Raw genomic sequence first — 24,776 nt, forward strand, 5'->3', positions numbered from 1 at the left:
TAGCTTCATGATCGAGGTCGGGGCCTTACGGGCGTTGCGGTCGGTGGCCGCGCTGGGGACGCTGGCGCGGGCGGCGGAGGAACTGGGGTTCACCGCCTCCGCGGTGTCGCAGCAGATCAAGCGGCTGGAACGTCAGATCGGGATGCCCGTGCTCGCTCCGGCGGGACGTGGAGTCGTGCTCACCCCGGCGGGGCAGGCAGTCGTCGATTCCTCGCTGGAGGTGTTCCAGGCGCTCGAGCGTTGCGCGGAGGCCGCCCAGTCGGTCGCGGAGGGTGCGCCCCGCGGTGTCCTGCGGGTAGCCGCGTTCTCGACGGCGATCCGAGGATTGCTCTCCCCCGTCCATCCACGGCTGCTGGCGCGCTACCCCGACCTCCGCCTGCACATCACCGAGCAGGATCCCGGCCAGGCTCTGCACAGCGTCGACGCCGGAACCGCCGATCTCGCGCTCCTGCACGACGCCGACGGTCTCCCCGCGCCGCTTTCGCCCGCCTTGTCCAGGCGCCTGGTGCACACCGACCTCGGTGATGTCGTCATGGCCGAAACCCATGCGCTGGCACGAGCCGAGTCGCCGCTGAACAGCGCGGACCTGGCCGGGCACGCGTGGGTGACCAGTCCCCCTGGCACGGTCTGTCATCAGTGGTTCCGCCGGCTGTTCGCCGGCTTGCCCGAGGAGCCCGATGTGCGGCATCTGGTGGACGACTTCTCCACGCAGCTGTCGCTGGTCTCCTCGGGCGAGGTTCTCGCGCTGATCCCGCGTCTGGCGCGCCCGCCCTTGAACGAAGGGCTCGTCGCCCGGCCGCTGCGGCGCCCGCCGACGCGCGAGGTGCACGCGGCGTGGCGCCGCAGCGCCGAATCCAGCCCCGCGATCCGGGCGGTGCTGGCGGAGCTCTAGGCCGCTCGGTAGCCGGGGATGTCCTCCACGCGGTGGTAGACGTCGAGGCCGCGGGACAGTGCGATGGCGACGTCCTGGTCGGCGCCGGTGGATTCTCCGGGCAGGCGCAGGACGGCGTCGCAGTGATGCAGCAGCCTGTCGGCCGTGGGGTACATGACCTCCTTGGCGACTGGGTCGGCCACGGTCTTCCCACCTGCTCCGCGCAGCACCGGGAGCGCGATCCACTCGCCGATCATCGGCACGTGCCCGCTGCGGAAGATCGGCCAGGCGGCCTCTTCGAGCCGGGCGAGGTTGCGGGCGAGGAGTTCGGGGTCGTCACCGGTGCCGGAGCGGAACGGGCCGGCGATGAGGATCATCAGAGGTTTGCTCATGCACCGGAGTATAATGTGCAACAATCGGCAGGAACAAGGAGGAACGTGCACATGTTGGCTGCGCAACGACGAGACCTGCTGATGGAACGACTGAAGACCGAGGGGCGGATCGTGGCCAAAGACCTCGCCGCCGAACTCGGCGTATCGGAGGACAGTATCCGCCGTGACCTGCGAGAACTCGCGGACGCCGGACTTTGCCAGCGGGTCTACGGCGGAGCTCTGCCGGTCTCCCCTGCCACCGCGGACTACGCGACGCGGATGGCGGTCAGCGTCGCGGGCAAGGAAAGGATCGCGAAACGTGCAGCAGCGTTGATCCGGCTGGGGTCGACCGTCATCCTCGACGGCGGCACGACCGCGCTCGCGCTGGCGAAGGCACTTCCTGTCGACCTCGAAGCGACGATCGTCACGCACAGCCCCACTGTCGCGGCCGCGCTCGTCACGCATCCGAAGGTCGAGGTGTTCCTGATCGGCGGACGCCTCTTCAAGCACTCCGCGGTCACCTGCGGAGCGGCCGCGGCCGAGGCGGCCGAGGGCATCAACGCCGATCTGTTCTTCCTCGGCGTCACCGGTGTGCACCCCGAAACCGGGCTCACCACCGGCGACTCGGACGAGGCCGCGATGAAACGCACCCTCGCCAAACGTGCCGCCGACACCTACGTGCTGGCCAGTTCGGAGAAGATCGGCGCGGCCTCGCCGTTCACCGTGCTTCCCCTGTCCGACGTCGCGGGCGTGATCACCGACGCGGCGCCGGACGAACCGACGGTGCAGGAACTCGGGAAGCTCGGGGTGAGCGTGCTGGGGGTCAGCCCTTCTTGGCCAGCCCGCGAAGCTGCTGCCAGCGACGCTTGATCCCCCACACGCCGACCAGGACGATCGCCTCGCGCACGACCGAACCGCTCATCTTCGACTGACCGACCTCACGTTCGGTGAAGGTGATCGGCACCTCGACCACGTCGAACCCGGCGAGCGCCGTGCGGAACGCGAGGTCGATCTGGAAGCAGTAGCCGCGCGAGGCGATCTCGTCGAGCGGGAGCTTCTCCAGCACCGTGCGACGGTACGCGCGGAAGCCCGCGGTGATGTCGTTGATCTTCGTGCCGAGCGCGACCCTGGCGTAGAAGTTCGCCACCCAGGACAGTGCCTTGCGCTGGAACGGCCAGTTCACCGTGCTGCCGCCGGGAACGTAGCGGGAGCCGATGGACAGGTCCGCGTCCTCGAGGGCCGCCAGCACCCGGGGCAGATCCTCCGGCGCGTGCGAGCCGTCGGCGTCCATCTCGACGATGGTCGCGTACTCACGGGCGAGGCCCCAGCGGAATCCGGCGACGTACGCGGCGCCCAGGCCGGCCTTCTCGGTCCGGTGCATGACCTGGATCCGCTCGTCGGCCTTCGCGAGTTCGTCGGCGATGTCGCCCGTCCCGTCGGGGCTGCCGTCGTCGACGACGAGGGCGTTCACGTCCGGGAGTGCCTTGAGCAGGCGTTCCAGGATCGGGCCGATGTTCTCCCGCTCGTTGTACGTCGGGACCACCACCAGCACCGGATCGATTCCCTGGGCCCCCCGTGGCGCCTGCGCCATCCGCTTTTCCTCCGTGTTCCGGCGGGTCAGCCCGCCGCTTCCCTCGTTGCCTTGGCGGCGCTCGCGCGCCGGGTGCGGAAACGGAGCACGTACCCGCCGGTAACCCCGGCGATCGCCAGGGCCAGCAGCCCGTACTCCGTCGTCACACCGAGTAGATCCGACAGCGTAGTCTGCTGCCTCAGCGGTACGCGCCCCACCAGGGAGTCTGCGGTGAACAGGCTGGTGGAGGCCGTGATCGAACCGTCAGGGGCGACGATCGCGCTGACCCCGCTGGTGGCCGAGACGATCACCGAGCGACCATGTTCCACCGCCCGCAGCCGTGACATGGCCAGCTGCTGGTAGCTCATCTCCCCCGGGCCGTACCAAGCGTTGTTGGTCGGTACGACGAGCAGTTCCGCACCCTCGGCGACCGATTCGCGGGCCGGGTAGTCGAACGCGGTCTCGTAGCAGATGAAGACGCCGACCTTGGTCCCCGCGACCGACAGGGCGGCGTTGGCGCCGTCGCCCGGCGTCATGTTCGCGACGCTGTCGACGAACGGTGTCACCAGCTTCGCGACTTCGCGGGCCGGGACGTACTCGCCGAACGGGACGAGCTGCTGCTTGGCGTAGCGCTGGCCCGGGCCGGTGACCGGATCCCAGACGAGCGCGGAGTTCTGCGCCGAGCCGTCGGGAAGACGGACCAGCGCGCCGATGATCGCCTGTGTTCCGTAGTCACGGACCATCTGGTCGACGCCGGCGTCCCCGGTACGCATGGCCATCGCGGTCTCGGGCCAGATCAGCAGATCGACCTTGGTGTTGCCCGCCTTGAGTTTTTCGAGCAGCCGGGCGCTCTCGGCGAGGTGGTTGCTGCGGAGCTCGTCGCGCCGGCCTTCCAGCGCCAGCCCGATGTCGGGGGCGTTGCCTTGGACGGTGGCGACGGTGAGTTCGCCGTCCTGGGCCTCGGTGCCGATCGTCGGCCACACCGCGAGCCCCGCCACCACCGGCACGAGCGTCAGAGCCGACGCGGCCACCAGCGAGCGCTGCGGGTCGGCACCCTTGAGGCGCAGGCACAGCGCGGCGAGCCCGAACCCGGTCAGCACGACAGCGAGACCGACCAGCGGAGCGCCACCGATCGAGGCCAGCGAAACGAACGCGCCTTCGGGCTGGCTGAACGCCACGCGTCCCCACGGGAATCCGCCGAAGGGGAACCAGGCCCGCGGTGTCTCCAGCGCGACGATCACCAGCGCCGCCCACAACGGTCCCAGCGGCAGCCTCCACACCACGGTCGCGAAAGCCCCGCCGAAGCCGAGATACACCGACAGCGCCATCGCCAGCCCGAGCCACGGCCACGGTCCGAAGTCCGGTCCGAGGAAGTCCAGCAGCCAGGTCAGCAGCGGCAGGAAGAACGCCATCCCGAAGACGAACGCGTAGCCGAACGCGCCCCGGAACCTGCGTCCGTGCACCACCAGGACGAAGCCGGTGAACGCCAGCGGCGCGAGCCACCACAGCGGACGCGGCGCGAAACTCAGGTACAGCGTGAACCCCGACGCCGCGGCGACGAGGAAACGCAGGAGCCAGGCGCGGGAGAACCGCTTCCCGGTCACTGCTTCGGGGTCCGGGTTCGTCACGGTCGAGGACACTCCTGAACCCTAGGCCGTCCGGGTGAACACGTCGTGGATGACCTGCCCGTCGCGGACCGTGCGCAGACAGCGGGGCAGTGTCGCCCCCTCTTCCAGGTTCGGCAGCGGGGGCACGCCCGCCCGCGGGTCGGTCGACCAGCGCTGTACCCGCGAGTCCGGGGTCGCGACGACCAGGTCTGAGGCGTCCCAGATCGCGTAGTGCGCGGGAGCGCCCGGGACCAGGCTGCCGGTGACGCCGTCGTTGACCCCGGCGGCGCGGTGCCCGGCGCGGGTGTGGGCGGTGAAGGACGCGCGAGCGGACAGTCCCGACCCGGGGGTGCGGTGATAGGTCCCTGCGCGGACGGTGGCCCACGGGTCGACCGGCGTGACGGGTGCGTCGGAGCCGAAGGCGAGCAGGAGCCCTTCGGCGGCCATGGCGGCGAAGGGGTTGAGCTTCGGGGCCCGCTCGGCGCCGAGGCGGTCGACGTACATGCCGTGTGGCCCGCCCCATTCCGCGTCGAACTGCGGCTGGACCGACGCGACCACGCCCCAGCCCGCGAGTTCGCGTGCCTGGTCGACGTCGATCATCTCGACGTGTTCGAGCCGGTGGTGCCGGGCGGCCAGCGCGCGTCGGCCGACGGTCTTCTCCGCGAGCCGGAATCCCGCGACGACCTCGGCGACGGCGGCGTCGCCGATGACGTGGAAACCGGCCTGCAGCTCCGCTTCGGTGCAGGCGCTGACGTGTTCGGCGATGGCGGGGGCGTCGAGGTAGAGCGTCCCGGAGGTGCCGTGGGCGTCGGAGTACGGCTCGTGCAGGGCTGCGGTGCGGGAGCCGAGCGCGCCGTCGACGAACAGGTCGCCCGCCACTCCCCTGGCACCCAGCGTGCGGGCGGTGTCGACTCCGCCGCGTTCACCCCAGTAGCCGACGACTTCCGGCAGCCCGGGTTCCGTGGCGAGCGCGAGCAGGTCGGTGAGGTCGTCGGCGCCGGAGATGTCCGGTCCCGCGCACTCGTGGACGCTGACGACCCCTCGTGCGGCGGCTTCGGCGAGGAACGCTCGCTGAGCCTCGCGGCGCTGCTGGGGGGTGATCGCCTCGCGCATCGCGGCGCGGACGCGGTGGTGGGCGTCGCGGGTCAGCGGTCCGTCGGGCGACCAGCCCGGCGCGTCGTGCACGCCGGCGGCGAGCGCGACGAGGGCGCTCGAGACGAGCGCGGAATGGACGTCGACCCTGCTCAGGTAGACCGGGGTCCCGTTCGAGGCCTCGTCGATCTCGGCGCGGCTGGGCAGCCTGCCGTCGGTCCAGCGGGACTCGTCCCAGCCGTGCGCGACCAGCACCTGGCCGGGACGGACGGCGTCGCGGACCGCGGCCAGCAGTTCGCCGGCACCGCGGATGTGCGCGAGGTTCAGCCCGGTGAGGTGCAGGCCGGTCGCGGTGGCGTGGACATGCGCGTCGACGAAGGCGGGGGCGACGAACGCGCCCTGGAGGTCGACCACCTCGGCGTCGGGATGCAGTGCCTTGGCCGGGCCGTCCTGCCCCACCCAGACGACGATGCCGTCCGTGATCGCCATGGCGGTGGCGTCGGGGGCCGAGGGGCTGTAGATGCGCCCGCCGAGCAGGAGCGTGGTTCGCGCTTTGGTCACCCTTCCGAGTTTGCAGCGTGCGGATGATCACGGCGTGGTTAGGGTCGATGAAATGAGCTGGGGAGCTGATCGGGCGATCACCGGGACCGCGTTGTCGGCGGCCTTGGGGCTCGGGGCGGTGGTCGTTTTCACCGCGGTCCGCGACACCTCGATCCTGCGGCCGCTGATCGCACTGGCGGCGCCGCACGGCTGGCCGTCCGATCTGGTGGCGGTGTCCCTGCTGCCGCTGATCGCGGTGCTCGCCGCCGTGTTCCTGGCGCGCTGGTGGCCGTGGCTGCTGACGGTGGGGGTCGTGTTGTCCCTGCCGACCGCGCTCGTGCGCCTGTTCCCGGACCTGGGCGGGCATCCGTCGCTGTCGATCATCGCGCCGGCCGGGCCTCCGGTGGTACTGCTGGCCGTGCTCGCCGCGGCACAGGACCTCCTGCGGCGGGGCTCGCGCACGGCCGGGCTCGTGCTGATCGGGCTCACGGTGGGGACGCAGTTGTTCGCCGTGAGCCTGGCGGGCGCGTCATGGCTCATGCTCGCGGCCGGCGGGCAGGCCTGGCAGCTGATCCTCACCGCGTTGAGTGTGGCCGGAGCGGTGCTGGCCGTGCTCACGCGTGGTGCCCGCGCACAGGATCCGGCCTGGCCCGAGCCGCGTCCGCTGTCGGCCCGGTTCGCCTTCGCCGCGATCGTGGCTGTGCTGCTTCCCCTGGCGGCGCAGGCAGTGGACGTGGTGAAGGTCAGCGAGATCCTGGAACTGCCGGTCGAGTCGATCGGCAGGCATCCGGAGGTCGTCGTGGCCATCGGCGGGCTGATCGTGCTCGTCGGTGGGGTCATCGCGTGCGCGATCGCCGGTTCGCGAGCGTTCTTCGCCGCGGCGACGTCGGCGAGTGTGCAGGTGGGCGCTATGGCGCCGCTGCTGCTGGCGGTGTACTCCGTGGCGTTCCAGCCGGTGCTGAGCTGGCTGGCGGCCGCGGTGGGCGTCGCCGCCGGGTGTCTCGCGGGGGTGTCGCGCTGGAGGGTGCAGTTCGCCGTCGGCGGGGCGGTGGTGTCCGCGCTCGTGCTGTTCATCCTGGATCTGGGGACCGGCGGGGTGCCGGAGAAGCTGATCGACCACGACGCGGTGGTCCCGGGCGCGCTGCTGCTGGCACTGCTGTGCGCCACCGTGGTCGCGGCGATCGTCACGACCGGCCCGCGTCTCGCCGAGGACGGCGTCGTGCCCGTGCTCGGGCCGCTGGCGTCGGTGCTGGTGTTCGGCGGCGCCGGAGCGATGACCGCGGTCGGCGTCCGGGAGCAAAACGCGTCACCAACACGGCTTGAAGCGGTTCATCACCTCGGCTATTCGGCCGGAGTGCTGTTCCTCACCGCCGCGCTGATCGCCGGAATCGCTGCCTTCGAACACCTTCGCGCCCGCTCGAAGCAGGAGGCAGTCTCCACCTGACACTCCGAGCAAGACAGGAATATTTACGTCGTCCGAACGATGTGACAGGATATTTTCACGCGTTTCCGACGACGAGGAGTACAAGTGACTGCGATCCAGGAACCGACCTCGCCGGTGGCCGCCTACGATCAGCCCTACGACTACACCCGAGTCGAACTGATCGAACCCGACTGGCGCCGCTTCCCCGGCTGGCACGACGTGACCGAGGCACAGTGGCGCGACGCGCAGTGGCAACGGGTGCACTGCATCCGCAACGCCAAGCAACTGCGCGCCCTGATGGGCGACCAGCTCGAGGAGCGCTTCTACGAGGACATGCTCGCCGACCAGCGCGAGATGGCCACGATGTCGATGCTGCTGCCGCCGCAGATGATCAACACGATGGCGCCCAACGCCGGTACGGACCCGGTGAAGGTGACCGAGGCCTGGTACGCCGACCCGATCCGCCGCTACATGCTCCCGGTGCGCAGCGACCGCGACACCGAATGGCCCAGCCATCCGCACTCCGAGCGGGACTCGCTGCACGAGGCCGAGATGTGGGTCGTGGAGGGACTGACTCACCGCTACCCCACCAAGGTCCTCGCCGAGATGATCTCCACCTGCCCCCAGTACTGCGGTCACTGCACCCGGATGGACCTGGTCGGCAACTCGACCGAGCAGGTCGAGAAGCACAAGCTCTCGCTCAAGCCTGTCGACCGCCAGGACGCGATGATCGAGTACCTGAAGAAGACCCCTGGCGTCCGTGACGTCGTGGTCTCCGGCGGCGACGTCGCGAACGTGCCGTGGCCGCAGCTGGAGTCGTTCCTCATGCGGTTGATGGACATCGACACCGTCCGCGACATCCGCCTCGCCACCAAGGCGCTCGCCGCCCTGCCGCAGCACTGGATCCAGCCGAAGGTCGTCGAAGGCCTCGAGCGCGTCGCCGGCACCGCCCAGCGCCGTGGCATCAACCTCGCGATCCACACCCACGTCAACCACGCGCAGTCGGTCACCCCGCTGGTCGCCGAAGCCGCCCGGACCGCGCTCGACGTCGGCGTCCGCGACGTGCGTAACCAGGGCGTGCTGATGAAGGGGGTCAACGCGACCCCGGCGGACCTGCTGGACCTGTGCTTCGCGCTGCAGGGCGAGGCGAACATCCTGCCGTACTACTTCTACCTGTGCGACATGATCCCCAACGCCGAGCACTGGCGGGTTTCCGTGCATGAGGCACAGGAACTGCAGCACGCGATCATGGGTTACCTGCCCGGCTACGCCACTCCGCGGATCGTCTGCGATGTCCCGTACGTGGGCAAGCGCTGGGTCCATCAGCTCGCCGAATATGACCGTGAGCTGGGGATTTCCTACTGGACGAAGAACTACCGGACCGGGATCGAGCACGAGGACCCCGAAGCCTTGCAGCGCCACTACCCCTACTACGACCCGATCTCCACCCTGCCCGAAGCCGGCCAGAAATGGTGGGCCAACCAGCCCCGTTAACTTCTGTATGTACCTAGATGAAACCGGTGGCCCCGAACGACGTTCGGGGCCACCGGCAACGGCAAGCCGCACACGAACCGGACAGTGCCTCGCAGAGTGAAACACCGATCGGCTTTAACCGGAGGCGCCCGGTCTGGGGGTTGGCTGGTACAACTGAGACGTATCTCATTCTGGGCCAAGAACTACCTGCCCCAGAGTTCATGCCTGGCCATGCATCGGCAGAGACACCGAGAGGCATCGGACACCAGCACCCAACTCATGGTGGCCAGCGGGTCAGATCTTCAGTTGCGACCACCAGGGCAGGCGGGTGCCAGTGCGACCGATCGTGAAACGACCCAGGAACGGACGAGAGGATCCACAGTGGACACTCCAAGCCGAACGACGAAAAATTGCTTGCAGCCCGATCGGCAGCTTGAAAGCCTTCCAAAATTCAATGTCTTGTATCACTTAATTGATGCATCCTGAACAATTCGTGTGCGCAGAAGTATTCAGTCTTTGTGGATCTTGACTTGTGGTGAACCGGGATGAGCATCGGACGAGAACCCAGTTAGAGAAGATGGCCGAGCGTGAGCCAGTTCAGACGGCCGGAGCATGACGCTCAACTGGTCCTGTGTGGCTGGCGAGACTAGCTGATGGGGCTGCGGCGTTCGAGGAAGACGGTGTCGTGCCAGATGCCGTCGCGTTGGGCGATGCGTTCGCGGATGCCGACGGTGCGGTATCCGGCGCTGTGGTGCAGGGCGATGCTGGCGCGGTTATCGGTGAAGATAGAGGTCTGCAGGGTCCAGAGCCCGGCGGCATCGGCCTCGGTGACCTGTTTGAAGAGCAGGGCCTTCCCCACACCGCGGCCGCGGTGGCTTTCACTGACATAGACCGATGTCTCGGCGAGTCCCTGGTAGCACTCGCGGTCTGAGACGGGGGTGGCGGTGGTCCAGCCGGCGACCTCGCCGTCGATCACGGCGACCCACCGATGCCCGGGGAGCCATTTCGCATCGAGCGCTTTGCGGCTGGGAACTTCGGTCTCGAAGGTGGCGAGCCCGGTCGCGATGCCTTCGCCGTAGATCCGGCGAACCGCGGTCCAGTCGCCGGGTTCCAGGGCACGGACGGAGACGTCGTCGGGCACGTCGTCCGGGCAGCAGGGGCGCGGAGCGAGCAGGCCCATGACCGCGTCCGCCGCATGCGGGAGCCCGCTGCAGCAGGCCTGGTTGATCGTCACGACCGTTGCGGTGCCCTCTTTCCGCAGGTGCACGAAACCCACGTCAGCCAGCTTCCGGACGTGGTGGGAGCACGTCGACTGGCTGGTCCCGAGGATCTCGGTCAGCGCCCCCACGGTCAGACCGCGAGGCGCGGTCGCGACCGCGTGCAGCAGCTTCACCCGCATCGGCTCGGCCAAGCAGGCGAACCACCCGGCGTACGTCGCGGCTTCACGCTCAGGCAAGAGACCGGCGAGGGGAAGAGGCACAACCGTCGTCATGCCCCCAGTATCGACCAGAATCGATGGTTGCGTCAATCGACTCCGATCGATACAGTCCGTCGCATCGACTCAATCGAGATGGATCGATGAAAGGTGCATGGGGATGAACGAGCTGCCTGTCGTGGTGATCGGGGCCGGGCCGGTGGGGCTGGCGGCCGCCGCCGAGGTGGTGGAGCGGGGTTTCGAGCCGCTGGTGCTGGAGCGCGGCGCGCAGGCGGGCTCGGATGTGGCTGCGTGGAATCACGTGCGGTTGTTCTCGCCGTGGTCCGAACTCGTCGCACCCGCAGCCGGGCGGCTGCTGGAGACGACCGGCTGGACCCAGCCCGACGGTGAGGCCTACCCGACGGGCTCGGACTGGGCCGAGCTGTACCTGCGACCACTGGCGGCGGCGCTCGGCGACCGGGTGCGCTTCGACGCCGAGGTGGTCGGGGTCGCCCGCCGGGGACGGGACCGGGTCGTGGACAGCGGCCGCGACGACGAGCCGTTCACCGTGCACGTCCGCGCCGCCGACGGGACAGAGCAGCGGATCGCGGCGCGGGCCGTGATCGACGCGTCCGGCACGTGGTCGACGCCCAACCCGCTCGGCGGCGAAGGACTTCCCGCCGCCGGAGAGCGTGCCGCGGCGGACCGGATCGCTTACCGGGTCCCGAATCTGGGCGACAACGCGGTGCGGGCGCGGTACGCGGGCAAGCACGTGGTGGTCGCGGGCAGCGGACATTCGGCGCTGACCGCGCTGGTCGCCCTGTCCGGCCTCGCGAAGGACTCGCCGGAGACGCGGATCAGCTGGGTGCTGCGCCGGGGTGCGGTCGGCAACACCTTCGGCGGCGGCGAGGCCGACCAGCTTCCCGCGCGGGGCGCTCTCGGCCTGCGCGCCCAGGAAGCGGTGGCATCCGGACTGATCACGGTGGTGACCGGGTTCCGCACCGAGCTCGTCGAACGCGACACCGACGGCCGGCTGGCCTTGGTCTCCTCCAGCGGACAGCGGATCGAGCAGGTCGACGAGGTCGTGACCCTGTCCGGTTTCCGGCCCGATCTGACCTGGCTGTCGGAGATCCGGCTCGAGCTGGACCCGACGTTGCAGGCACCGGTCGCGCTCGCGCCGCTGATCGACCCGAACGTCCACTCGTGCGGCACCGTGTATCCCCACGGCGCCAAGGAACTCGTCCATCCGGAGAAGGACTTCTACCTGGCCGGGATGAAGAGCTACGGCCGCGCGCCGACCTTCCTCGCGATGACCGGTTACGAGCAGGTGCGCAGCATCGCCGCCCAGCTCGCCGGGGACCACGAGGCGGCCGCACGGGTCGAACTGCGGATGGCCGAGACCGGAGTCTGCGGTGGTGCCGGCCTGTTCGACGAACCGGACGACGCACCGGCCGCCGCCGGGGGCTGCTGCGCGGCATCGGAGCCGGAAGTCCTCACCCTGCCCGCGCCGTCGGCCGCCGTGCGCTGACCGCCGCGGCGTCGCCCGGGCTGACCACGTCCGGGCGACGCCGCGTGCTGGCCGTTCTCTGCGTCACCGAGATCACCAGCTGGGGCATCCTCTTCTACGCCTTTCCCGTACTGGCAAAGCAAATCAGCCAGACCACAGGCTGGCCGACCGCGTGGGTGGTCGCGGCGTTCTCGGCCGGTCAGGTCGTCGCCGCGCTGGCCGGGATCCCCGTCAGACGATGGCTAGACGGCACAGGTCCCCGCTCGGTGATGACAGCCGGATCGATGCTGGCGGTGCCCGCGATCGTGGCCGTCGCGCTGGCGCAGAACCTGGTGTGGTTCACCCTGGCGTGGCTGCTGGCCGGAGTCGCGATGGGCGCGGTGCTGTATCCGCCCGCGTTCGCCGCCCTGACCCGCTGGTACGGGCGGCGGCGGGTGTTCGCGCTGACCGTGCTTACCCTGGCCGCCGGTCTGGCGAGCACGGTGTTCGCACCACTGACCGCACTGCTCACCGCGCACCTGGATTGGCGGGACACCTACGTGGTCCTGGCCGTCGTCACCATCCCGGCACACCTGTGGGGCGTGCGCGGACCCTGGGCACCGGCCGAGCCACCGCTCAGTACGCACAGCGACCCGGCGCGAATCGCCCGGGGCATTCCGTTCCGAGGCTTGGTGATCGCGTTCAGCCTGGCGGCGTTCGCCGTTTACGCCGGAGTGATCAACCTCGTGCCGCTGCTCACCGAACGCGGCGTCAGCAGCACGACGGTGCCGGTTGCTGTTCATGACCGCGACGGTGTCCGGTTCGCGGATGAAGGCCACGGTCGCCGCGTTGGCCGACGACCGGTTCGCGGGCCGCCGGGTAGGGACATCCGACGGCCGCGCGGCCGGTCGCTGGCTCGCCGGGCAGCTGCGGGCGATGGGCGCGTCGGTCACCACCGACGAGTTCCCCGTGGCGGGTGTGCGGGAACTGTATCGCACGCCCGAGCTCTCATGGAGCGAGGACTCGACACCTCGGAGATGTGTGCAACGATCTGGCCGTCTGTCCGGCACGCGCGGAGGTGGTCAAGACCTACTGCTGGCCGACCAGCTGAAGACGATCGCCGCGGGCGCCGGCTGACGGGGTTCACCCGCCGTCGGTGTCGAGCACGGCTTTGAGGTCGGCGACCGCGGCCCGCGTGGTCATGCCACTGACGACCGGTGAACCCGCCCGGCATCAGCGGAAGGAAAGGGCGCCACCAGGTTCCGGTGGCACTGATGACCGCCTCCGCGCTCCACTCCCCCGTATCGGTGCTCACCGCGAATCGAGTGCCGTCGCGGGACACGGCGGTCACCGTCTCCCCGCGGCGGATCGGGAGTTCGTAGCGTTTCTCGTACGCCGCCAGGTACTCGACAACGTGCCCGGCGGTCGGATAGCCGGGCCCTGGATAGGGCGGCATCGGCCACCCCGGCAGCGAACTGTGCCGCGCCGGGGAGAACAGGCGCAGCGAGTCCCAGCCGTGGATCCAGGCGCCGCCCGGCTGAGCCTGGGCGTCGAGGATGACGAAGTCCAGGCCGGCGCGGCGCAGGTAGTAGCCCGCGGCGAGACCGGCCTGGCCCCCGCCGATGACCACTACCCGCGCGGCCCCAGTCACTCCGCGGGCGCTTTCGCGGTCCAGCGCTTACGCAGCCAGAGACTCACGTAGACCAAGGCCACCAGGACCGGTACTTCGATCAGCGGGCCGACGACCCCGGCGAGCGCTTGGCCGGAGGTGACGCCGAAGACGCCGATGGCGACGGCGATCGCGAGTTCGAAGTTGTTGCCCGCCGCGGTGAACGCCAGCGTCGTCGTGCGCTCGTACGACAGCCCCGAGGCCTTGCCCAGCAGATAGCCGCCCACCCACATGATCGCGAAGTACACCAGCAGCGGCAGCGCGATCCGGGCGACGTCGAGCGGGCGGGAGGTGATGTTGTCGCCCTGCAAGGCGAACAGGATCACGATGGTGAACAGCAAACCGTAGAGGGCGATCGGACCGATCTTCGGCAGGAACTTGCCCTCGTACCACTCACGGCCTTTGCTCCGCTCCCCGATACGCCGCGAGAGATAACCGGCGGCGAGCGGGATGCCGAGGAAGATGATCACGCTCAGCGCGAGTTCCCACGGCGAGAAGTCGATGCTGGTGGTGTCGAGGCCGAGCCAGCCGGGCAACAGGTCGAGGTAGAACCAGCCCAGCACACCGAACATGATCACCTGGAAGACCGAGTTCAACGCGACCAGCACCGCCGCCGCCTCACGATCTCCACAGGCGAGGTCGTTCCAGATGATCACCATCGCGATGCAGCGGGCGAGACCGACGATGATCAGCCCGGTCCGGTACTCCGGCAAATCCGGCAGCGTCAGCCACGCAAGCGCGAACATCAGCGCCGGGCCAAGAATCCAGTTCAGCACCAGGGAAAGCACCATGGTGCGCTTGTCCTTGGTCACGGTGTCGAGCTTGTCGTAGCGGACCTTCGCCAACACCGGGTACATCATCAGCAGCAGCCCGAGCGCGATCGGCAGCGACACCTGCCCGATCTTCACCGCGTCCAGGACGCCCTGCAGACCGGGGATCACGCTGCCCAGCAGCAGCCCTGCGCCCATCGCGACGATGATCCAGACCGGGAGGAACCGGTCCAGAAAGGACAGTTTGTGCAGGACGTCGGTGTCGGCCGGGTCACCGGCCTTGTCGGCGGTTTGAGTCACGGGCGGTCTCCAGAAGTACGGGAAGGCGGAAAGTGAGGGTCAGGCGCCGAGGATTTCGGCGACCAGGCCACGGACCCGTCGGTCGATCTCGTCCCGGATCGGGCGCACAGCCTCCACGCCCTGCCCCGCGGGATCCTCCAGCGGCCAGTCGAGGTAACGCTTGCCGGGGAACACCGGGCACGTGTCACCGCACCCCATGGTGATCACCACGTCGGAGGCTTCGACGTCCTCCGTGGACAGCTTGCTCGGGACCTCGGCCGTGACGTCCAGTCCCCACTCCGCGAGCACGGCCACGGCGGCCGGGTTCACCTTCTCCGCGGGCTCCGAGCCCGCGGACCGGACGGCGATGCGGCCGAGCGAATAGTGCTGCAACAGCGCTGCGGCCATCTGCGACCGGCCCGCGTTGTGGACACAGACGAACAGCACCTCAGGCGTGCGGGTCATGCCCGTTTCCTTTCTCTGGAGAGGTCAGTCGGTGAGTTCGTCGAGCAGGTGCCGGACGCGGCGGCCGATGTCGTCCCGGATACCGCGGACCACGGTCAGCGGCTGGCCCATCGGATCGGGTACGTCCCAGTCCAGATACCGCTTGCCCGGGTAGACCGGGCACGCGTCGCCGCAGCCCATCGTGACCACGACGTCGGCGGCGCGGACGACCTCGTCGGTCAATGGCTTCGGGTAGGCGCCGACGAGCTGGATGTCCAGCTCCGCCAGCGCCTCGGTGATGACCGACGGAATCTCGCCGGTGGGCTGCGATCCGGCGGAGCGGACCATCACGTGACCGAAGGCGTGGTGGTTGAGCAGCGCCGCCGCCAGCTGGGAGCGGCCGACGTTGTGCACGCACACGAACAGCACCTGCGGCGCGGTCACCAAACGTGAGGCCGTCGACCTTGGCGAGGTCGACCAGCCGCTGCCGGGCGAAACGGGCGGTCAGCGTCGGAAGATGGACCTTGACCGTCGCCGAGCGATCCAGCAGCCGGAAGGTCTCCTCCACAAACCGTACGACGGTCTCGCGGCCGAACGTTCCCTGGAACTTGTCGGTGAGTTCGTCGGTGATCCGGTCGAGCTGGTCCAGCACCTCACGGCCGGGCAGGCCCTCGGTGGCATGGGTCATGACATCTCCCTCGGAGACACGGCTAGCTGGATCGAAGTCTGCCGATGCAATTGAAGAACTTGGATCGAGCTTTGTCAATCCAGCGGGTATGGTGAGCTTCCAGGGACATGAGGAGTGAAGGAGGGCACGTGGCGAGCGAGAACAGTCGCACCCGCAAACCGATCGCGGTGACCCTGCTGATGGCCGAACCCGCCGCCGTCGTCGACCCCGGTGACGCCGACACAGCCGCGAAGCTGTTCAAGGCGTTGTCGGACCCCATCCGGATCCGACTGCTGTCGCTGGTGCGGTACTCCCCCGGCGGCGAAGCGTGCTTCTGCGACCTCGCCGAAGAATTCGACATGCCCCAGCCCTCGCTCAGCCACCACCTGCGCGTGCTGGTCTCCGCCGGCATCCTCGAACGGGAACGCCGCGGAACCTGGAGCTGGTACACCATCGTCCCTGAACCGCTCGAAACCCTGGAAACCCTGCTCCGCTCAGGCGGCCCACTCGCAGACCGGCCTGCCCGCCTCACGGCCGCGGAACGCGACGCGAGGTGCTGAACGCTCATGTGACGGCGATCCGGCAGTCGTCACTCCAGGAGCTGGCCGCCACCACTTCATCCGCCGCGTCTCGACGAGGCAACTTTCGCTTTGCCGGGCAGGGTCTGATATCGCAACCGGCGGAATAGCTTCGTCCGACGCACCCGACGCGACTCGGCAGGACAGATCGTTCGGCGTCTGGTCGTCGCTACGCTGCCCGCGAGGCGGCCTTCGACGACTCGGCGGGTAAGCCGTTGGAGGATTCCGAACGCGCCGAGCTGGAGCGATTGCGGGCGGAGAACGCCGAGTTGAAGATACAGGTCGAGTTCGCAAAAAAAGTTGCGACTTGGTTCGCGAAAGACAAGCAGCGAAATTCGCTGCAATCGCGGACTGGGCGGACTCCGAGAACTTCCCGGCCGAGTTCATGTGCCGCGAGCTAGGCGTGTCCCACTCGGGCTACTACGCCTGGCACCGCCGCGCGCCGAGCGACCCCGAGCAGGCCGACGCGGGCCTGCTCGCGGTCATCAAGGCCGTCTACGAGCGGCTGCGCGGCAACCCCGGCGTGCGACGGCTGGGCCTGCCTGGCCACCGTCATCGACCCGCACTCCCGCGCCGTGGCCGGCTGGGCCGTCGCCGAGCACACGCGCACCGACCTGGTCACCACAGCCCCCGACATGCCCCTCACGCGCCGCCAGCCAGACAGTGAAGCGATCTTCCACAGCGACCGCGGCACCCAATACACCTCTGGCGAGTTCGCCGAATACTGCACGAACAACGGCATCCACCGACCCCTTGACCACACTGGGACCTGTTACGACAACGCGATATCGAAATCATTCCTCGCGACCTACAAGAAAGAACTCGACCACACTAAACCATAGCCAACCGTGAAACACATTAAAAAGGACACCCTCAACTGGATCGAAATCTACTACAACACCCAACGACGACACCCAACGCTCCGATACTCGACACCCCAAGAATACGAGCTAAGATACAGAGAAATCAGTCAGATCGCGGCCTAAACCTGCGCCCACAAAAGCGGGAACACTCCACTGCAGCACCGCGATGTCGTTCATGATGGTGCTCGGGTTGTAGTTCGGGTGCATGATCCGGCCCTGACGCGGTGACGCGTTCCACTGCGGATGTTGAGTGTTCCGGTGTAGACCTCGATTTCCTTGGCGTTCATGCCGTCGAGGCAGTGAGAGGCGGTCACCACGATCCTGGGACTGATCACGGCGCCGCCACAGAAGTGGCCGCAGTAATAGCGAAGGCTGACCTGGTAAGGGAATTGATCGGGCCTCGCGCGGGTGCCGCCGACGATCTCGGTCCCGGCGTGCGCCGGGACGGTCAGCGCGGCTGCCAGCATGACTCCCACTGTCCCCGCGTGCAGTCCTCGAAGCCACCTCATGATCGGCGCCCTTCTTTCCATCACCAGCCGGTCAACGCTGAGCCTGCCTTGACGGTGCAGGGCACCGAGAGAACCGAACAGGTGGCACCGCGCCACGACGGAGTGAACCCCTCGCCGCTGCATGTGCGCATCGTGTCGCGCCTGCTGGAAGCCCTCCCACGCCCCAGGTGATAGGTCGATCACGGCCCGGCACATTCGGCAGTCGGCGTTTCCTCGTGAGCGGCGCTGGTTCGGTCTCAGGTGGTCAGGTCTCTGCGGCCGTAGCCGACCAGGCCGGCGAACACGAGAAAGCCCGCTATCACGAGAAGGATGACCGTGGCGCTCCAGTTCGGTGGCTCGGCCGGGACGGAGGTGAGGTGTCCGAAGGGGGTCAGGTAGGTCACCCATGAGGGCGCCTCGACGCTCTGCAGGACGACGTTGAGCAGAAACCCTCCGACGACGGGGAGCGCGCCGAGCACGGCGACCGCACGCGGTGCCCAGCCGAGGGCGAACACCGCGGCGCCGAGCGAGAGTGACGCGACCGGCGCCGCGTTCCACGCGCCAGCCAGAGCAGGGAGCAGGGCGAGCGGCACGGACGCGACGGTGGCACCCGTCCAGAGCGACAGCCCGGCCGCGGTGAGAAGCGTGAGCAGCGCGGCCGAGGTCACGGTGATTTCCGTGAGGGCGAGTCTGCGGCGCGGGATGGGCAGGGCGAGCAGCGGGGTCCACTTGCGGCTGGTTTCGTCGGAGGCGAATGAGGCGATGCGGGTGGCGGCGTAGAGGCCGATCGGGATGGCGAGGAGGCCGAACATGGCCGCGGCGAACCCATCGGCGGTTCCGAGACCGGCGAACCCGGCCGCGGCCGCGAGGTCCGCGAACCGCTGGTTCTCTTGCAGGAAGCGGAGAACAGACGCGATGAGCACCCCGACAAGGACGAAGTACGCCGAGATTCCGAGGACCCAGCCCGCCGTGGCGCGCAAGGTTCGCCGAACGGCGAAGCCAGCGAGGGAACCGAGCAGTCGTGTTCTCGGCCGTCGACGGCCGGACGGGTTGAGCAGACCACGGCCGACGTCACGATGGACAGCGGCCATGCACGCAGCAATGGTGAGCACGACCGGGAAAACGAACAGGACGAGTAGCGGCAGGATCCTGTTGTCCGCATAGGGCGCGGCTTCGCCGGTCAGACCGAACGGTGTGGTCCACGTGGCCCACGCGAACATCTCGGCGCCGTCCGCGAGCATGCGCAGGAGCAGTCCCGCGCCGAGAAAGGCCACTGCCAGGCCTGTGGCCGCCGACCGGGCGGGCAGGATCTGGGCGGCGAGCACTCCCGTAGCCGCGAAGGTCAGGATCACGCCGAGCAGACCGGCGGCGTGGATGATCGCGCCGGCGGGCTGGGTTCCGGTGAGCAGCAGGGCCAGCGCCACGGCCGAGGCGATCACGACCGCCGCGGCACCCACGGCGGTCATGCACCGGATGAGCAGGTCCAGTGGCCGGAGCCGGCCAGCGAGCAGCAGGTCGGCGCGGCCGGCGTCTTCGTCACCACGGGTCAGCCTCGTCGCGGTCATGAGCGCCCACACGGCGACCAGGACCTGAACCGGTGTGCCCGTGCGCCACACAGTGAACCCACCGGGATCGTCGAGCGCGACCGGTGGCCCGAACAGGATCCGGATGGCCGGATTCTCCGCCAGCGCCCGCAGTGCCGATCCGTCGAGGGCACCAGCGAAGGTGCTCTGGTACTGGCCTGCCACGAGGGCGGACATCCCGGCAGCGGCAAAAGCGATGATGAGGGCTCCGCGGCGCGTCCTGCGAACGTAGTGACGGGTGACGGCCCGGTTCGCGCTCGCCTGTGTGGCCGGTTCCGCCGTGGCCGCGAGGGTTTCCGCCGATGCTGTGGTCATCGCGCGTTCTCCCCGTAGTAGTCGAGGAAGATCTCCTCGAGCCTCGGTTCGCGCATCGAGATCGTGGTGACGTCGGCCGCGGCGAGCGCCCGCAACGCCGGCCCCGGCGGGCCGGACAGGGTGAACCGGAGGCGATCGCCGTCCAGCCGTTCGACCTCGACAACGCCGGGTACATCCACAAAGGATGGTTCCTGGCCCCGATAGGTCACCTCGGCCGTGGTGCGGCGCAACTTGCGCAGCTCCGCGATACCGGCGATCTCGACCAGCCGCCCGGCGCGCAGGATCCCAACCCTGTCGCAGACAGCCTCGACCTCGGCGAGCTGATGTGAACTGAGGAAGACGGTCTGGCCTCGCTCTCGCGCTTCGCTGACGCAGCCCCGGAACTCCTGTTCCATCAACGGATCCAGGCCACTGGTCGGCTCGTCGAGGACGAGCAGTTCCGCCCGGGTCGAGAACGCGGCGACCAAGGCGATCTTCTGCCGGTTACCGGTCGAGTAGGTCTTGGCCCGCTTGTCCACGTCGAGCGCGAACCGCTCGACGAGTTCCGTGCGATAGCGCGTATCGATGTCCGGGCCGACCCTGGCCAGCAGCTCGAGGATTTCGGCGCCGGTGAGCTCCGGCCACAGCGCGACGTCGCCGGGGACATAGCCCAACAGCCGGTGCGCCCGGCGTACGTCCGACGCGGGGACCCCGAACACGGTGGCCCTCCCCGCGGACGGCCGGATCAGGCCGAGCAGCAGCCGGATCGTGGTGGACTTGCCCGCGCCGTTCGGGCCGAGGAAGCCGAACACCTCGCCGGCGGGAACAGACAGCGTGAGGTCGTCGACCGCGACGGTGCGACCGAACCGCTTGGTCAATCCATCGACGTGGACGGCGGGAGGATGAGGTGAGGACATGGGAGTCCTTTCACGGTCGGCGAATTCTTTGCCGACCAGGCTTCCCGGCGCACCTGCGAGAAAGGTACTCCCCGCCGCCACACGGGCACCAGGGGAATCGTCAGGCAGTCGTCAGGTTCACTCCCCGGCGAAACCGGAAGAATGATCGGAGGTCACGAGCACGCGAGGAGAGCGATGAGCGTAGAGACCCCGAGCGCGAGGGACGTCGTCGACGACGTGACGGTCTGGCTGGCCAGCGAGTTCTCGACGAAACTGTCGCCCGTGGCGGTCGGCGCCATCGTCCGCGCCACCCATCGCGACCTTCGGGAACAGGTCGTCCCCGAAGCACTCGGCGAGATGCTGCACCGGATGGCGCGGCACCGAATCGCGCGCCTCGTGCAGGTGCTGTGATGCGCTACAGGCAGCACTGCCCGGTCGCGCTGGCGGCCGAGGTGGTCGGCGAGCCCTGGACGCTGCTGATCATCCGTGAGCTGCTGCACGGCAGCATCACGCTCCCGGACATCGCCAGAGGAGTACCGGGTATTTCCACCGGGCTGCTGACCAAGCGGCTCCGGAAGCTGGAGACCGCGGGTCTCGTCACACTCCATCCGCCGGAGCGTCCGCGTAGCGCGGAGCTGACCGAGGCCGGCCGGGAGCTGTCGGCAGTCCTCGTACCTCTCGGCAACTGGGGCGCGCGCTGGTTGCCGCCGCCACGACACGGTGACCTCGACCCGGCCCTGCTCCTGCGTGACATCTCGCGGGGAATCGACCTGTCCGCCTTGCCCGAGGCGGCGGTGGCGATCCATTTCCGGTTCGCCGAATCACCAGGGCCACGATGGTGGTGGCTCGTGCTCTCGCAGGCCGTCGCAGCGCCGACCATGCACGATCCGAGGTTGCCGCAGGCGATGCGGATCGACTGCACTTTGGGGGCGCTGGCCCGGGTCTGGCTCGGTCACACGGACTGGCTGGAAGCACTGCGAGAGAAGGCGATCGTGATCACCGGACCTCGTGGGGCAGTGCGTGAGGCCATCGCCTGGCTCGGCACGAACCGTTTCTCCGGTAACGGGAACTCTAGCGAGGTGGGCGCACCGACGCTGTCCTCATAGGCCGGGCAGCACGCTGTCGCGGGGTCGACGGCGGAGCCCACGGCACATGCTGACGACTCCGAGAACGCCCTGGAAACACTGGACGTGACGGGGACGGCGGGTCCGGCCGGTTCACCCAGGAATCGAACAGCAGGATGAACCCGGCGAAGACCACGCAGGCGAGTCCGAGTAGCCACAATCCCTGCGTGGCCATGAGCGCACCGACCAGCACGGCGGGAACAGCGGCCAACAGGCAGAAGGGATTCAGCCTGCCGAACGCGGGACGGCGGCCGTCACTCGGACTCATGGCCCGCCTCCTGTCCCCCTGGCCTGTGCCTCCAGCAGTTCAGACGCTCGAAGCTCGGCGACTCTCGCCTTCTCCTCGGCCTCCTCCGCCAGGTGGCGATGACGTAACTCCGCGAACGCGTCACCTCGGCGCCGGACAGCTTCTCCGCGCTCCCGCTGCCCCTCGGCGCGCCTGATGGCCGCGTAAGCACGCTGCACCTCGACCTCGTGCGCGGTGGACCCGCGGGCGAACCGCCCGGCTCTGCCTCGGTACTCCGCCGCTATCGCGAGCTCGTCATAGGCCATGTAGTGATACGACGCCATTTCAGCGAGACCGCGGTGCCGTTGAGCCAGTACCGGCTCGTTGTCGGCCACCAGTTCGGCCGCCTGTTCGAGGTATTCCCCCGCGACCTCGCGCACACGTGCCGCGTCACCCCGCAACCGCTTCGCGCGCGCCACGCCGTTGTCGACGGTGCGCTCGGTTACCGGCGGCCTCCCTGTGTCCCCGTAGAGCAGCTCGGTGAGCGCCCTGCTCCGCAGTCTGACGGTAGGGGGCATCGCATCTCCTCATCCATGACCGGGTACGCGGTGCGCACCGAGCCTGTCACGGAGATGCCGAGGCCGACCTGACGAAAACCTTACGATCAATTCAGGGGGTGTGACCGGCGGTTTGCGTCAACCGCGCCCATACGGCATCTTTACGCGCGGAGCGCCGGGAAGTCTGGTCGGCACAACCCACTCAGCAGGGGTGGGTCGTTCGACGTGGACTGGGGTTTTGATGGCGCTCGCTTTGGCGTTCGGTCTGGTGCTGTTGATCAGCGTGTCGTTGTCCGGCCTCGCGGCCCGGACCGTGCTGTCGACGGCACTGCTGTTCCTGGTCGCGGGCGCGCTGATCGGGCAAGGCGGTCTCGGCCTCGTCGACATCCCCTCCAACGGCGCCTTCGTGACCGGGCTGGCCGATCTGGCGTTGTTCACCGTGCTGTTCACCGACGGCCAACGCGCCAGCCTGCCCTCGTTGAAGGAGGGGTGGCGGCTCTCCGGCCGCGCGCTGGGCTTGGCGATGCCCTTGACCATGGTGGGCATCGCGGTACCGACACACTTCCTCACCGGCCTGGACTGGACGACGTCGTTCCTGATCGGCGCGATCCTGTCACCGACCGATCCGGTGTTCGCCTCCGCGATCGTCGGCCGCACGGATGTGCCGCTGCGCCTGCGCAGGCTGCTCAATGTCGAGTCCGGTCTCAACGACGGCCTCGCGCTCCCCTTCGTGCTGATCTTCCTCGCGACCGCGGCGAACCGGGACACCGACTTCGGCGGTATCGCCATCGAACTCGTCGCCGGTCTCGCACTCGGTGTCGCCATTCCCGCGGCCATCGCGCTCGCCTGGCGATTGAAGGTCCTCACCGCGGAACCACGACTACAAGCGCTGGGGCCGCTGGCGGTCGCGGTGATCCTGTACGCGACCTGCCATCTCACCCACGCCAACCCGTACCTCGCCGCGTTCGCGGCCGGCGCGACACTGGCCACAATGGACCGGGTCTCGGCGGAAAACTTCGAGCATTTCGGCGACCTGCTGTCCGAGACGACGAAATTCGCCGCTCTCCTGGTGTTCGGCGCGCTCATCACACCGGAACGATTGTCCCACCTCAGTTTCGGAGACTGGGCGGTCGCGGTGGTCGCGATCCTGCTGGTCCGGCCGGCCGCGATGATGCTCTCCTTGATCCGCACCCCGCTGCCTGCCAGGGAACGATCGGTCGCGGCCTGGTTCGGCCCCAAGGGATTCGCCTCAGTCGTCTACGGGCTCCTCGCTCTGCAAGCCGGAATACCCGCGGGAGAGCATGTCTTCGACCTGGTCGCGATCACCATCGCATTGTCGATCGTGCTGCACTCCTCCACCGACGTCCCCGTCGCCAAAGCATTGCGCATCGAACCACCGGACAACCTGCCCACCGGACGACCGGATGAGCTTCCTCAGAAGGAGAGTTCCTGATGGGAGGCATCACCACCGCCCTGGTGTTCGCGTTACTGTTCATGGCCCTGCTCGGCATCATCCCCAGGCGCTACTGGTACTTGCAACTGCCTGCGGTGCTCGGCTGGGTCCCTGGTCTGGATCGACAGCGCGTTCACCGGTCACTGGACCGATTCGCTGGGCGTGGCGATCACGGCCTTCAGCCTGCTCTGGCTGGCCTTGACCGGGCACCGTGCCCGTTCTGGCACCGACACGGACAGGTGATGAGGTTCGTTTCGCACAGCAGAGTCGGCTGGGCTGATCAGCCAACCTTGCGTGGTCGATATCCTCGACGGAACCGCGGGCACGGTGCGGGTAGTCGACTACTGAACTTTCACGCGGCCGCCTGCTCCTCGGCCCGTTCCCAGAGCCGGCCGAACCGGTCGATCCGCCACAGCTGGGCCATGACGACCACCGTCGCGCCGAACAGTGTCGGCCAGAAGTCGAGTGCGACCAGGCCCCACGCAACGAGCCCGAAACCGGCGAGGCCGAGCGTTACCAGAACACGCAGCACCGCGCGGTGGTCCGGCGGGACCAAGGATTTGTCCTGTGCCCAGACGCGTTCGCCGTAGATTCCGCGTGCGGCCCAGCTGCGTGGTTCGACCGGCGGGAACGCCGACGGATTGACGAACAGCCACACGACGACCGCCGCGATCGGCACGAGACACCACCAGCCGATCCACGTCCGGCTCCAGATCGCGAGCAACATCATCGGGATCGCGGCGAAGCGGGTCCACACGCTCCAAGGATTCGCGTGGCGGCGCCAGGCTTCGTCGTCCATTCGGAAGGTCCTCGCTACCGCGTCGGTGAGTTCCATCGTGTTCTCCTTGTCAGGTCAGTTTTTCGAGGAGTTCGACGGCGGCGGAGACGCCGTTCTCCTCCCGGATTTCCCGGCCGAGTCGTTCGGCCCGTTCGCGCATCCCGGTGTCCTGTCCGGCGCGACGCTTCGGGTTCCGGAGCAAGTCTTCGGGTGGTCTTCGGGTGTTCGGGGCTACCGTTCGGGTCGGTGAGGGCCTGCTG

General features: G+C 68.6%; 23 protein-coding genes and 5 pseudogenes. 12 read left to right on the forward strand and 16 right to left on the reverse strand.

The annotated features are described in order from the left end of the window. Positions 1-7: 7 nt before the first annotated feature. Positions 8-892 (forward strand): LysR family transcriptional regulator, encoded by an 885-nt coding sequence (locus tag ACZ6YV_RS35510; RefSeq protein ID WP_465513773.1) that lies wholly within the window; start codon positions 8-10, stop codon positions 890-892. On the opposite strand, the gene ACZ6YV_RS35515 is transcribed toward ACZ6YV_RS35510, so the two are convergent. Further along, positions 889-1,263 carry a DUF4406 domain-containing protein gene (locus tag ACZ6YV_RS35515; protein ID WP_465513774.1) on the reverse strand — a complete coding sequence of 125 codons (375 nt, stop codon included), beginning with the start codon at positions 1,261-1,263 and terminating at the stop codon, positions 889-891. The genes ACZ6YV_RS35510 and ACZ6YV_RS35515 overlap by 4 nt on opposite strands. A 51-nt stretch (positions 1,264-1,314) precedes the next feature. Between ACZ6YV_RS35515 and ACZ6YV_RS35520 the strand changes: the two genes are divergently transcribed. Beyond that, positions 1,315-2,112 (forward strand): DeoR/GlpR family DNA-binding transcription regulator, encoded by a 798-nt coding sequence (locus tag ACZ6YV_RS35520; RefSeq protein ID WP_465513800.1) that lies wholly within the window; start codon positions 1,315-1,317, stop codon positions 2,110-2,112. Here the strand turns inward: ACZ6YV_RS35520 and ACZ6YV_RS35525 are convergent. Genes ACZ6YV_RS35525 through ACZ6YV_RS35535 form a run of 3 tightly spaced genes read right to left on the reverse strand, consistent with a single transcriptional unit; the run spans position 2,066 to position 6,072 of the window. Next, positions 2,066-2,833 carry a polyprenol monophosphomannose synthase gene (locus ACZ6YV_RS35525; protein ID WP_465513775.1) on the reverse strand — a complete coding sequence of 256 codons (768 nt, stop codon included), beginning with the start codon at positions 2,831-2,833 and terminating at the stop codon, positions 2,066-2,068. The genes ACZ6YV_RS35520 and ACZ6YV_RS35525 overlap by 47 nt on opposite strands. 26 nt (positions 2,834-2,859) lie before the next feature. Next, positions 2,860-4,452, reverse strand: a complete 1,593-nt coding sequence (gene lnt / locus ACZ6YV_RS35530) for an apolipoprotein N-acyltransferase (RefSeq protein WP_465513776.1) — start codon at positions 4,450-4,452, stop codon at positions 2,860-2,862. A 9-nt stretch (positions 4,453-4,461) separates the two neighbouring features. Next, a complete protein-coding gene (locus tag ACZ6YV_RS35535) occupies positions 4,462-6,072 on the reverse strand; it encodes an amidohydrolase (protein WP_465513777.1) in 1,611 nt (536 codons plus the stop codon). Between the two features lie 52 nt (positions 6,073-6,124). Between ACZ6YV_RS35535 and ACZ6YV_RS35540 the strand changes: the two genes are divergently transcribed. Together ACZ6YV_RS35540 and ACZ6YV_RS35545 are read left to right on the forward strand one after the other, a co-directional pair. Beyond that, positions 6,125-7,495, forward strand: a complete 1,371-nt coding sequence (locus ACZ6YV_RS35540; protein ID WP_465513778.1) for a hypothetical protein — start codon at positions 6,125-6,127, stop codon at positions 7,493-7,495. An 84-nt stretch (positions 7,496-7,579) separates the two neighbouring features. Beyond that, positions 7,580-8,968 (forward strand): KamA family radical SAM protein, encoded by a 1,389-nt coding sequence (locus tag ACZ6YV_RS35545; protein ID WP_465513779.1) that lies wholly within the window; start codon positions 7,580-7,582, stop codon positions 8,966-8,968. 625 nt (positions 8,969-9,593) lie between these two features. On the opposite strand, the gene ACZ6YV_RS35550 is transcribed toward ACZ6YV_RS35545, so the two are convergent. Next, positions 9,594-10,439: a helix-turn-helix domain-containing GNAT family N-acetyltransferase gene (locus ACZ6YV_RS35550; protein ID WP_465513780.1), complete on the reverse strand. Its 846-nt coding sequence runs from the start codon at positions 10,437-10,439 to the stop codon at positions 9,594-9,596. A 103-nt stretch (positions 10,440-10,542) separates the two neighbouring features. On the opposite strand from ACZ6YV_RS35550, the gene ACZ6YV_RS35555 reads away from it, so the two are divergent. The 3 genes and pseudogenes from ACZ6YV_RS35555 to ACZ6YV_RS35565 all read left to right on the forward strand — a co-directional run bounded on the left by ACZ6YV_RS35555 (position 10,543) and on the right by ACZ6YV_RS35565 (position 12,984). Further along, positions 10,543-11,889, forward strand: a complete 1,347-nt coding sequence (locus tag ACZ6YV_RS35555) for an NAD(P)-binding domain-containing protein (protein WP_465513781.1) — start codon at positions 10,543-10,545, stop codon at positions 11,887-11,889. Then, positions 11,886-12,647 (forward strand): annotated as a pseudogene (locus tag ACZ6YV_RS35560) (MFS transporter); the annotation flags it as partial. The gene ACZ6YV_RS35555 and the pseudogene ACZ6YV_RS35560, both read left to right, overlap by 4 nt. 1 nt (position 12,648) lies before the next feature. Further along, positions 12,649-12,984, forward strand: coding sequence for a hypothetical protein (locus ACZ6YV_RS35565; protein WP_465513801.1), 336 nt, complete (start codon positions 12,649-12,651; stop codon positions 12,982-12,984). Positions 12,985-13,048: 64 nt separating this feature from the next. On the opposite strand, the pseudogene ACZ6YV_RS35570 reads toward ACZ6YV_RS35565, so the two are convergent. From ACZ6YV_RS35570 to ACZ6YV_RS35590, 5 genes and pseudogenes are all read right to left on the reverse strand, one after another. Beyond that, positions 13,049-13,498, reverse strand: a pseudogene (locus ACZ6YV_RS35570) (FAD-dependent oxidoreductase); the annotation flags it as partial. Next, on the reverse strand, positions 13,495-14,586 hold the full coding sequence (gene arsB / locus ACZ6YV_RS35575) for an ACR3 family arsenite efflux transporter (RefSeq protein WP_465513782.1): 1,092 nt from the start codon (positions 14,584-14,586) through the stop codon (positions 13,495-13,497). The gene arsB and the pseudogene ACZ6YV_RS35570, both read right to left, overlap by 4 nt. 39 nt (positions 14,587-14,625) lie before the next feature. Further along, positions 14,626-15,030, reverse strand: a complete 405-nt coding sequence (locus tag ACZ6YV_RS35580) for an arsenate reductase ArsC (RefSeq protein WP_465513783.1) — start codon at positions 15,028-15,030, stop codon at positions 14,626-14,628. A 24-nt stretch (positions 15,031-15,054) separates the two neighbouring features. Then, the gene (locus ACZ6YV_RS35585) at positions 15,055-15,453 is read right to left on the reverse strand and encodes an arsenate-mycothiol transferase ArsC (RefSeq protein ID WP_465513784.1); all 399 of its coding nucleotides are present in this window, start codon (positions 15,451-15,453) and stop codon (positions 15,055-15,057) included. Between the two features lie 82 nt (positions 15,454-15,535). Continuing rightward, positions 15,536-15,697, reverse strand: a pseudogene (locus tag ACZ6YV_RS35590) (three-helix bundle dimerization domain-containing protein); the annotation flags it as partial. Positions 15,698-15,825: 128 nt separating this feature from the next. Between ACZ6YV_RS35590 and ACZ6YV_RS35595 the strand changes: the two are divergent. Further along, entirely contained in the window at positions 15,826-16,236 is a 411-nt protein-coding gene (locus ACZ6YV_RS35595; protein ID WP_465513785.1) for an ArsR/SmtB family transcription factor, read from the forward strand. 548 nt (positions 16,237-16,784) lie between these two features. Further along, positions 16,785-17,096 (forward strand): annotated as a pseudogene (locus ACZ6YV_RS35600) (transposase); the annotation flags it as partial. A gap of 194 nt (positions 17,097-17,290) precedes the next feature. On the opposite strand, the gene ACZ6YV_RS35605 reads toward ACZ6YV_RS35600, so the two are convergent. From ACZ6YV_RS35605 to ACZ6YV_RS35615, 3 genes are all read right to left on the reverse strand, one after another. Then, positions 17,291-17,584 carry a trypsin-like serine protease gene (locus tag ACZ6YV_RS35605; RefSeq protein ID WP_465513786.1) on the reverse strand — a complete coding sequence of 98 codons (294 nt, stop codon included), beginning with the start codon at positions 17,582-17,584 and terminating at the stop codon, positions 17,291-17,293. A gap of 278 nt (positions 17,585-17,862) precedes the next feature. After that, entirely contained in the window at positions 17,863-19,503 is a 1,641-nt protein-coding gene (locus tag ACZ6YV_RS35610) for an ABC transporter permease (protein WP_465513787.1), read from the reverse strand. Next, positions 19,500-20,399, reverse strand: coding sequence for an ABC transporter ATP-binding protein (locus ACZ6YV_RS35615; RefSeq protein ID WP_465513788.1), 900 nt, complete (start codon positions 20,397-20,399; stop codon positions 19,500-19,502). Before ACZ6YV_RS35615 ends, ACZ6YV_RS35610 begins: the two co-directional genes overlap by 4 nt. Positions 20,400-20,573: 174 nt before the next feature. On the opposite strand from ACZ6YV_RS35615, the gene ACZ6YV_RS35620 reads away from it, so the two are divergent. Further along, the gene (locus tag ACZ6YV_RS35620; protein WP_465513789.1) at positions 20,574-20,789 is read left to right on the forward strand and encodes a hypothetical protein; all 216 of its coding nucleotides are present in this window, start codon (positions 20,574-20,576) and stop codon (positions 20,787-20,789) included. Continuing rightward, on the forward strand, positions 20,789-21,484 hold the full coding sequence (locus tag ACZ6YV_RS35625) for a winged helix-turn-helix transcriptional regulator (RefSeq protein ID WP_465513790.1): 696 nt from the start codon (positions 20,789-20,791) through the stop codon (positions 21,482-21,484). The genes ACZ6YV_RS35620 and ACZ6YV_RS35625 overlap by 1 nt, the downstream gene beginning before the upstream one ends. Before the next feature lie 282 nt (positions 21,485-21,766). Here the strand turns inward: ACZ6YV_RS35625 and ACZ6YV_RS35630 are convergent, their stop codons facing one another. Then, positions 21,767-22,306 (reverse strand): hypothetical protein, encoded by a 540-nt coding sequence (locus tag ACZ6YV_RS35630; RefSeq protein ID WP_465513791.1) that lies wholly within the window; start codon positions 22,304-22,306, stop codon positions 21,767-21,769. A 220-nt stretch (positions 22,307-22,526) separates the two neighbouring features. Here ACZ6YV_RS35630 and ACZ6YV_RS35635 point away from each other — a divergent pair, with 220 nt between their 5' ends. After that, positions 22,527-23,738: a cation:proton antiporter gene (locus ACZ6YV_RS35635; RefSeq protein WP_465513792.1), complete on the forward strand. Its 1,212-nt coding sequence runs from the start codon at positions 22,527-22,529 to the stop codon at positions 23,736-23,738. 352 nt (positions 23,739-24,090) lie between these two features. On the opposite strand, the gene ACZ6YV_RS35640 is transcribed toward ACZ6YV_RS35635, so the two are convergent. Together ACZ6YV_RS35640 and ACZ6YV_RS35645 are read right to left on the reverse strand one after the other, a co-directional pair. Further along, entirely contained in the window at positions 24,091-24,573 is a 483-nt protein-coding gene (locus tag ACZ6YV_RS35640) for a DUF6653 family protein (RefSeq protein ID WP_465513793.1), read from the reverse strand. Positions 24,574-24,586: 13 nt separating this feature from the next. Further along, a pseudogene (locus tag ACZ6YV_RS35645) lies at positions 24,587-24,776 on the reverse strand (hypothetical protein); the annotation flags it as partial.

Source organism: Amycolatopsis sp. NPDC102522 (genome assembly GCF_055584485.1).